Origin of the sequence: Caldimonas mangrovi (assembly GCF_023721835.1) — a bacterium.
GTDB classification, from domain to species: domain Bacteria; phylum Pseudomonadota; class Gammaproteobacteria; order Burkholderiales; family Burkholderiaceae_C; genus Caldimonas; species Caldimonas mangrovi.
The window spans coordinates 1-1,810 of record NZ_JAMKFE010000039.1 but is presented as its reverse complement, the minus strand read 5'-3'; the positions used below and the strand labels follow the sequence as shown (position 1 = coordinate 1,810).

The window sequence follows — 1,810 nt, the reverse complement described above, 5'->3', positions numbered from 1 at the left end:
CATCACGGCGGCCCCCGCCGCCGTGATGGGGGCCGACGACCACTGGACGACCTTCTGAGGTCCTCCTCTACGCCCGACCCGGCTGGAACCAGGAGAGCCACGATGAACATGATGGAAGCAGTCCTCCCCCAGCAGACCGGCGGCGCGCTTGGACAGGGTGCGTCGAGGCCGGCAGGGCTGCCGAAGGAATACCTCACCTTCCGCCTCGGTCACGAGGAGTACGGCGTCGACATCCTGAAGGTGCAAGAGATCCGCGGCTACGAACCGCCGACCCGCATCGCCAACGCACCGGCCTTCATCAAGGGCGTCGTCAATCTGCGCGGCGTGATCGTGCCGATCGTGGACCTGCGCATGCGCTTCGGCTGCGAGAAGTCCGACTACGACGGCTTCACGGTCACCGTCGTTCTCAACCTCGGCCGGCGCATCGTCGGCGCAGTGGTCGATTCGGTGAGCGACGTGCTCGAGATCCCGGCCCAGGCCGTCAAGCCCGCACCGGAGATCCCGTCCGCGATCGACGCACGTTTCATCCTCGGGCTCGGGCAGGTCGGCGAACGCATGCTGATCCTGCTCGACATCGAAAGCCTGATCGCCAGCCCCGAACTCGGGCTGACCTGACAGGCGACCTCCCCGAACGCCACGCCCCATACAAATACAACGGAGACATACGATGGCGCTTCTGAATCACCTGAAACTGTCCCGCCGCCTCGCTCTCGGCTTTGGGCTCGTGCTGGCACTGCTGGTGGCCATCACCGGCATTGCACTGTTCGCGATGAATCGCATGGCCGGGCAGATGAGCACGCTCATCGAAGTCAACAACCAGCGCACCGCCGAAGCGACGACGATGGCCGCGGCTGTCAACGACGCGTCGATCGCCGTGCGCAACCTCGTCATCACGACGTCTCGCGAAGACATCGCTCCCGAGTCGCAGCGGCTGAAGGCCTCGCTGAAGACTTACGAGACGGCCAAGGCCGCCTTCCTGGCACTGCTGGCAAAAACGCCGGCCGAAGCCGGTATCGACAAACAGCTCGCAAAACTGAAAGAGTCCGAAGAGGCCGGCCGCAGCGTCACCGAACGGGCCGGCGACATGGCCGCGAACGACCAGGTCGAAGTGGCGATGACGCTGGTCGCGCTCGAACTGCGTGACGCACAGGCCGCGTGGCTCACCGACATCCGCCACCTGGCCGAGATCGAGAAGCAGCTCAGCCGTGCGGCATACGACGAAGCAGTGGCCTCGTTCGGTATGATCCGCATGGTGTTGATCGGCGCTGCAGCCGCCGCGGTGGCGCTCGGCCTGCTGGCCTCGCTGCTGATCTCGCGCAGCGTGACCGAGCCGATCTCGCAGGCGGTGCGATCGGCCCGCCGTGTGGCCGAGGGCGACCTGTCGGAAGTGATCGAAACCCGCCGCCATGACGAGGCCGGCGAGCTGTTGCAGGCCCTGGCGCAGATGCAGGGCGCACTGCGCCAGCTGGTCGGCCAGGTGCGCAACGCGACCGACAACATCACCCATGCATCGACCGAGATCGCCAGCGGCAACCTCGATCTGTCGGCCCGCACTGAAGAGGCGGCCTCCAGCCTGCAGCAGACCGCCTCGTCGATGGAGCAGCTCACCGGCACCGTCAAGCAGTCGGCCGACGCCGCCCGCCAGGCCAACCAGCTGGCGTCTTCCGCCTCGTCCGTCGCCTCGCGCGGCGGCCAGGTCGTCTCCCAGGTGGTCGCCACCATGGACGAGATCAACACCTCCTCCAAGAAGATCGCCGACATCATCGGCGTCATCGACGGCATCGCCTTCCAGACCAACATCCTCGCGCTC

Annotated in this window: 2 protein-coding genes; both read left to right on the top strand. The window is 66.4% G+C overall.

Features of this window, described 5'->3' with window-relative positions:
* The first annotated feature begins 102 nt into the window (after nucleotides 1–102).
* Nucleotides 103–615: a chemotaxis protein CheW gene (locus tag M8A51_RS26120; RefSeq protein ID WP_251781552.1), complete on the top strand. Its 513-nt coding sequence runs from the start codon at nucleotides 103–105 to the stop codon at nucleotides 613–615.
* A 52-nt stretch (nucleotides 616–667) separates the two neighbouring features.
* Nucleotides 668–1,810, top strand: a 1,143-nt coding sequence (locus tag M8A51_RS26410; RefSeq protein WP_280926207.1) for a methyl-accepting chemotaxis protein, incomplete at its 3' end; no start/stop codon positions are given.